Annotated in this window: 6 protein-coding genes; 2 read left to right on the forward strand and 4 right to left on the reverse strand. The window is 63.0% G+C overall.

Annotated features, from left to right (window positions below; translation table 11 throughout):
* Positions 1–47: 47 nt before the first annotated feature.
* Genes rsmA through HUJ17_RS15715 form a run of 4 tightly spaced genes read right to left on the reverse strand, consistent with a single transcriptional unit; the run spans position 48 to position 5443 of the window.
* A complete protein-coding gene (gene rsmA / locus HUJ17_RS15700; RefSeq protein ID WP_290511572.1) occupies positions 48–842 on the reverse strand; it encodes a 16S rRNA (adenine(1518)-N(6)/adenine(1519)-N(6))-dimethyltransferase RsmA in 795 nt (264 codons plus the stop codon).
* Entirely contained in the window at positions 839–1843 is a 1005-nt protein-coding gene (pdxA, locus tag HUJ17_RS15705; protein WP_290511573.1) for a 4-hydroxythreonine-4-phosphate dehydrogenase PdxA, read from the reverse strand. Before pdxA ends, rsmA begins: the two co-directional genes overlap by 4 nt.
* Positions 1840–3168 (reverse strand): peptidylprolyl isomerase, encoded by a 1329-nt coding sequence (locus HUJ17_RS15710; protein WP_290511574.1) that lies wholly within the window; start codon positions 3166–3168, stop codon positions 1840–1842. The genes pdxA and HUJ17_RS15710 overlap by 4 nt, the downstream gene beginning before the upstream one ends.
* Complete coding sequence (locus tag HUJ17_RS15715; protein WP_290511575.1) at positions 3161–5443, reverse strand: LPS-assembly protein LptD; 2283 nt, start codon at positions 5441–5443, stop codon at positions 3161–3163. The genes HUJ17_RS15710 and HUJ17_RS15715 overlap by 8 nt, the downstream gene beginning before the upstream one ends.
* 90 nt (positions 5444–5533) lie before the next feature.
* Between HUJ17_RS15715 and HUJ17_RS15720 the strand changes: the two genes are divergently transcribed.
* Both HUJ17_RS15720 and HUJ17_RS15725 read left to right on the forward strand, forming a co-directional pair.
* Positions 5534–6538: a phosphotransferase gene (locus tag HUJ17_RS15720; RefSeq protein WP_290511576.1), complete on the forward strand. Its 1005-nt coding sequence runs from the start codon at positions 5534–5536 to the stop codon at positions 6536–6538.
* Positions 6535–6612: sugar phosphate nucleotidyltransferase (locus HUJ17_RS15725; RefSeq protein ID WP_290511579.1), on the forward strand; the 78-nt coding region annotated here is incomplete at its 3' end. The genes HUJ17_RS15720 and HUJ17_RS15725, both read left to right, overlap by 4 nt.

Consider the following 6612-nt stretch of genomic DNA (forward strand, 5'->3'; position numbering starts at 1 on the left):
CTTGCCCGGTGCTCTGGTTGCCGGGCTCCGGGGCAGAACCGCCCTGGTCAGCCGGTACCGGTGTTTGATCCGGTGATATTGGCCAGGGCCACATAGTCCGCCACGGAGAGCTGGTCCGGGCGCAGACCGGCGTCGATGCCCGCCTGTTCGAACTGCTCCAGCGTTACCTGGGATTTTAGACTATTGCGGATGGCCTTGCGTCGTTGAGTGAAGGCCTGGGCCACCAGTCGGCGCAGGTGCTCTTCATCGTTTGCCGGATAGGGCGGGCTGGCGTGGGGAATCAGGCGCACCACGGCGGAATCCACCTTGGGCGGCGGGCTGAAGGCGCCCGGTGGCACAAAGAACAGATAGTCCGCCTGACAATGGTACTGGACCATGATCGACAGGCGCCCCCAGTCCCGGGTGCCGGGGCTGGCGGTGAGCCGGTCCACCACTTCCTTCTGCAACATGAAGGTCATGTCGCTGATGGCGTCCGCCTGGCTGAGCAGGTGGAAGATCAGCGGGGTGGAAATGTTGTAGGGCAGGTTACCGATGACCCGCAGCGGCTTGTCCGCCGGTTTCAGGGTGCGGAAGTCGAAGCGCAGGGCATCGCTTTCATGGATGGTCAGGCGTTCCGGGCTGTTTTCCTGGCGCAGCAGGGCAATCAGGTCCCGGTCCAGTTCCACCACGTGCAGGTGAGGTATCTCTTCCAGCAGCGGGTAGGTAAGTGCGCCACGGCCGGGGCCGATTTCCACCAGGGTGTCGTCCTGCTGCAGCCCCAGGGTGCGCACCATGCGGTCCACCAGGTTGCGGTCATGCAGGAAGTGCTGGCCGAAACGTTTGCGGGTGCGATGTTCTGTCATGTGGCGGCAAGCTCCAGAGCGAGTCGGGTGGCGGCGATCAGGCTGCCGGCCTTGGCCGTGCCGGTGCCAGCCAGGTGGAAAGCGGTGCCATGATCCACCGAGGTGCGGATAAAGGGCAGCCCCAGGGTGATATTGATGGCTTCGCCAAAGCCGGCGTACTTTAGGACGGGCAAACCCTGATCGTGGTACATGGCCAGCACCGCATCGTGTTGTGCCAGCAGGTCCGGCTGGAAGGCGGTGTCCGCCGGCAGTGGGCCGGTGAGGGCCATACCCTGGCCGCGCAGGGCCTCCAGGGTGGGAATGATCACGTCCAGTTCCTCGCGACCCAGGTGACCCCCTTCGCCGGCATGGGGATTGAGCCCCAGCACAAGGATGCGGGGTTCCGGGATGCGGTATTTGCTGATCAGATCGTCGCGCAGGATGGTCAGGGTGCGGGTCAGGGTGTCCGCAGTCACTGCGCCGGCAACCTGGCTGAGTGGCAGGTGGGTGGTAACCAGGGCCACGCGAAGCTGGCGGGCGGTGAGCATCATCACCACCTGGTCCACGCCGGCCTGTTCCGCCAGAAATTCGGTATGGCCGGTAAAGGCCGGGTCGGCGCCCTCGCAGATCACGTTTTTGGCCACCGGGGCGGTCACCATGGCGGCAAAGGTGCCGTTCAGGCAGCCCTGGGCGGCGCGGGTCAGCATGGTGAGGGTACCGCTGGCAGTGGCCGGATCGGGCTGGCCGGCGATCACCGGCTCCCCGGCAGGGGTGTGCCAAACCGGCAGGGTGCCCGGCGCCAGCGGTTGGCCTGGCTGCCAATCGGAGAGCGTAACGGCCAAGCCGAGTTGCTTTGCTCGCTGGGCTAGCACGTGGCGGTCACCGATGACCACAAGCGGGGCGTCCGGGAAGGTGTCCTGCAGGGTCAGTACCAGATCCGGGCCGACCCCTGCGGGGTCCCCGTAGGTGATGGCAATGGGACGCTCTGGCGTCCGACGTCCGACATCAGACGTCAGACTCATAAGCGAATATCCACGTAGGATTCGCTGCGCTGCTCTTGCAGCCAGGTTTCCAGCTCTTCCTCGAAACGGCGCTTCTGCAGGGCCTGGGTGGCCTGCATGCGACGGAACTCTTCGCTCATGTCCGCGTCGCGGGTGTCGTCCACTCGCAGGAAATGAAAGCCGAACTGGCTTTCGAACACCGGCGACAGCTTGCCCACCGGGGTATTGAGCATCATGTCCTCGAATTCCGGCACCATCTCGCCTTGGGTAATCCAGCCCAGCTCGCCGCCGTTGCGGGCACTGCCCGGGTCGTCGGAGTGCTCTGCGGCCACCTTGGAAAAGTCCTGCTTGCCGGTGGCAATGCTGTCATGCAGCCGCACGGCTTTGGCCCGGGCCTCGTTGGCGCTGGTCAGAGCGTCGGGTTTGATCAGTACGTGGCGGACCTGATACTGGGTGACCACCTTCTCGGCTCCGCCCTTGCGATCCATCAGCTTGAGAATATGAAAACCGGCCCCTGAGCGCAGCGGCTGGGAAATCTCGCCCTTGTTCATGTCGATGGCAGTTTCCGCGAACAGGCTGGGCCACTGGGCCGCCGGGCGCCAACCCAGATCGCCGCCTTCCAGTGCCTTGGGACCATCGGATTCAGCAGTGGCCAGTTGCTGGAAGTCGCTACCCTGTTTCAGCCGTGCCACGATGCCGTCAGCCTTCTCTTTGGCGGCCTGCACTTGCTCCGGGCTGGCCCCAGCAGGCAGCCGCACCAGGATATGACCAAGACGGAAATCGGCTTCGAACATCTTCTTGCCCATTTCCGAGCTCAGGAAACGGTCCACTTCCCGGTCGGTGATGCGGATACGGGAGGCAACGCTGCGCTGCTGAAGACGGGAAATCAGCATGTCCTGGCGAATCTGCTCACGGAACTGGGCCCAGTCGTAACCGTCCTGGCGCAGGGCGGCGGCGAAATCTTCCAGAGTCATGCCGTTCTGCCGGGCGATGCCGGCCAGGGCCTGGTTGAGGGTGGCGTCATCGACCTTGATACCGGCCCGGTCGGCAAGCTGCAGCTGCAGGCGCTCCAGGATCATACGGTCGAGCACTTGCTCACGCATGACCGCCGGGGGCGGCAGTGGCTGGCCCTTTTCCTGGAACTGCAGGGCGATGGTGTTAATGCGCTCGTCCAGCTCGCTGGCCATGATGGCGCCGTCGTTGACCACGGCCACGATGCGATCAAGCATCTGCACTTTGGCGTGGGACCAGACCGGTGCCATCAGCACAACCATGGCCAGCAGGCCAAGCAGGGTGTGTCGTGCGTCCAGGATCCGGCGTCCGGCGTCTGGCGTTTTCTCAATCATACTGTCTCCTGTATCCCGGAATACTGCGCTCCAGCAGGGCATCCACCTGGCCGCCGAAACCGCCCAGGCCAACCATCTGGATCTGTACCCAGATGGTGCTGTCCGCTTCCAGATCGCCATCGCCGTCATCATCCACCAGTTCCCGCTGACTCAGCAGGCGCAGTTTCCAGCAGCAATTGCGGTATTCGGCCCCGGCTATGGTTTCCAGGGTGCGCTTGTTTTCCAGGTCGTACATCCAGCGGCCTACCATGCGCCAGTGGCGATGTATCGGCAGGATGCCGCTGATTTCCGATTCGCGGATGTCGTCTTCGGGGCGGTCGTGATACCCCAGATTGACTACCCGGCGTTCCCGGTCGTTGTAACCGATCTGGAAGCTGGAGCGTTCCCGCTCATTTTCTTCCAGATCCCATTGGGCTTCAGTGTAGAGGTACCAGTCGCGGGCAAAGTTCCATCGGGCGTCACCCACCAGCGGTGTCTGGTCATCGGTGGGGTCTTCCACGGTCTGCTCGGTGACCACCTTGCGATCTTCAAAGTAGAAACCCTGGGCCAGCCGCAGCCGCAGTTGCTCGCGGCCGGTGGCATCATGGAGGAAACGGCTGGTCAGGCCCAGCGCCAGTTTTTCCTCGTCGCCAATTCGGTCGTAGCCGATAAAGCGGTTTTCCCGGAACAGCGAGTTGTAGGAAAAGGTGAGCTCGCGGCTGTCGAAATTGGGCAGGAAGTCCTGGTTCTTGAACGCCACCTTGTTGACGAACAGGCGCGGTTCCAGGGTCTGGGTGTAAGCTTCGCCGAACCAGCGGCTGGGTCGCTCAAAGAACAGGCCGGAGTCCAGGCTGGCCCCCCAGGTGGTGATATCCGGGTTGTCTTCGGCATTGGTGTCCACGCTGTCCAGCTCGTAGCGGGTGTGATACAGCCGGGCGCGGGGTTCCAGGTAGCCCCAGGGTTGCTGCAGGCGCAGGTTCAGTGCCGGGGCCAGGTGAGCACGCAGGCCGGTGGCCTTGCCGCTGTCATCGGAGCCGCTGCGTTCGAAAGAGGTGACATCGGACAGCCACAGTCCCTTGAGGGGGCCATACAGGGTCGGGTCACCGGTTAGCTGCAATTGTGGCAGGCGACGGTAGGGCAGATCCTGATCCGCCAGGGTCGGGTCGATGGTCTGCCAGGACTGCATGCGCCCCAGGACCTGCCAGGTGCGGCCGTAATAGCGGGCTTCCGCCAGTCGCGGCAGGTGGGTCTGGGAGCTGATTTCCAGGCCGGTATCCAGGTCCTTGAAGTAGAAGTCATCCGACACGTAATTGAAGTCGGTTTTCAGGTTCCAGCGGTTGATATTGCCATTATGGGTCCAGCGGGCTACCTGCCGGTCTTCGTCATCGAATTTGCGGTCGTTGAACAGCACCCCGTAGCTGATGTCGCCTTCGCCCCAGGGCGTCAGGTAGCGGAATTCGGAGTCCACCCCTTCGCCACGGCCATCGATAAAGCGGGGGCCGATGGTGGCATCCAGCTGTGGGTGGATGTTCACGTAGATCGGCTGGGTAATGTCCAGGCCGCCGCTGCTGTCACCGATAGCGATGGTGGGGAACAGCAGGCCGGTCTTGCGGCGGTCATCAATGGGGAAGGTCATCCAGGGCAGCCAGAAGATCGGCATGCTCTTCACCTTCAAGACCACATTCGAGGCTTCGCCCCAGCCCTTTTCCCGGTCCAGGAAAATACGTTCCCCTTCCAGCGACCAGCCATTGGAGCCCGGCGCACAGGTCGTGTAGGTGCCACGGGTAATGGTGGTGGTGGTCTCATTGAGGAAGATGTAGTCGGCGCTGCCCCGGGCGGCGGTATTGAACAGGGAATAGCGCACCCCCAGCAGGCTGCCTTCCTTGCGGCGGGTCTGGCCGCTCATGCTGGAGGCAATGAAGGTGGCCTGGTCACTTTCCAGGCGCATGCCGTTTTCCAGCTGGAACTTGCCGGTGGCCTGGTCCAGTTGTGCACTGTCAGTGGTAATGCGGCTGCCGGGCTGCTCGATCAGCACGTCACCATTCAGCTCGATCAGGCCATTCTGCGACATGGTGGAGTGGTCGGCGGTGACCACGGTGTCGCTGCCTGCCACGGGAATGCCCACGGCCGGGTTATAGTAGATGCCGCCACACCATTCCGGGATGCTGCGCTGTTGCACGGCAGGGAACGTGGCCATTTCTTCGCGGTCAACCCAGTTCAGGTCGTTGTCCGCGGTACTGGTGCCTGCCAGAAGCAGCAGGCCGGGGATAAGAATTCGTTGTACGGGCAGTGGCATCGGCTGCTCAGAACAGGTAAAAAGGCCGTTTTGTACAGCGGCGGCAATTCCGCCCTGTAAAAGCGGCAGTGTAATCGAACAAGGAAGGCAATGCAGCCTGATAAAAGTAAATCCGACAATAAGGCCGATCCGCGCAAGGCCGCTCTGGACCAGTGGGTAAGCGCTTACCTCGGTGCCAGCGTGAGCGGGCAGCCTGCGTCCGCGGATGCCAGCTTCCGGCGCTATTTTCGTTATCAGCATGGTGGGCGCAGTCTGGTCGCCATGGATGCGCCGCCGGCCCAGGAAGATTGTCGCCCCTTTATTGATGTGGGCCAGCGTCTTCAGCGTGCCGGCCTGCATGTGCCCGAAATTCTGCATCAGGATCTGGAGCAGGGCTTTCTGCTGCTCACCGATATGGGCAATGAGACCTGGCTCACCGCTCTGAACGAGAGCAATGCGGATGCCTGGTACAGCGCCGCCATCGATACCCTGATTACCCAGCAATTGCATACCGATGTGGCCGGCCTGCCGGTCTATGACGAGGCCCTGCTGCAGCGGGAGCTGGAGCTGTTTCCCCAGTGGTACCTGTTTCGCCACCGGGAAAAGGTGGTCACCGGCGAGCTGCGCCAGCGTCTGGACCGGGTGTTTACCGTGCTGATCGAATCGGCCCTGGCCCAGCCGCAGGTGTTCGTGCACCGGGACTACATGCCCCGCAACCTGATGGTGTCCGACCCCAACCCCGGGGTGCTGGACTTCCAGGACGCGGTGGCCGGGCCCATCAGTTATGACGTGATCAGCCTGTTCAAGGATGCCTTTATCAGCTGGCCGGAAGCGCGGGTGCTGGGCTGGCTGCGGGAGTATTTCGACAAGGCCACCGCCGCAGGCCTGCCGGTGCCGGCGGAGTTCGATACCTTCCTGCGCGATTGCGACCTGATGGGCGCCCAGCGCCACCTCAAGGTGATCGGCATCTTTGCCCGTATCTGCCACCGGGACGGCAAACCTAAATACCTGGGCGATGTGGCCCGGTTCTTTGCCTACCTGCGCACCGTCATCGCCCGCCGTCCGGAGCTGGCGGACCTGGAATGGATCCTGGATCAGCTCGAGGACAACGAGTGAAGGCGATGATCCTGGCCGCCGGTTACGGCAAGCGCATGCGGCCCCTCACCGATCACACCCCCAAGCCCCTGCTG

Source organism: Alcanivorax sp., assembly GCF_014762765.1.
GTDB lineage: Bacteria > Pseudomonadota > Gammaproteobacteria > Pseudomonadales > Alcanivoracaceae > Alcanivorax.

What these genes read in the sequence shown, in the direction of transcription:
- pdxA (WP_290511573.1), bottom strand. Translation starts at nt 1,843, where the DNA reads ATGAGTCTGACGTCTGATGTCGGACGTCGGACGCCAGAGCGTCCCATT.
- HUJ17_RS15715 (WP_290511575.1), bottom strand. Translation starts at nt 5,443, where the DNA reads ATGCCACTGCCCGTACAACGAATTCTTATCCCCGGCCTGCTGCTTCTG.
- HUJ17_RS15720 (WP_290511576.1), top strand. Translation starts at nt 5,534, where the DNA reads ATGCAGCCTGATAAAAGTAAATCCGACAATAAGGCCGATCCGCGCAAG.
- rsmA (WP_290511572.1), bottom strand. Translation starts at nt 842, where the DNA reads ATGACAGAACATCGCACCCGCAAACGTTTCGGCCAGCACTTCCTGCAT.
- HUJ17_RS15710 (WP_290511574.1), bottom strand. Translation starts at nt 3,168, where the DNA reads ATGATTGAGAAAACGCCAGACGCCGGACGCCGGATCCTGGACGCACGA.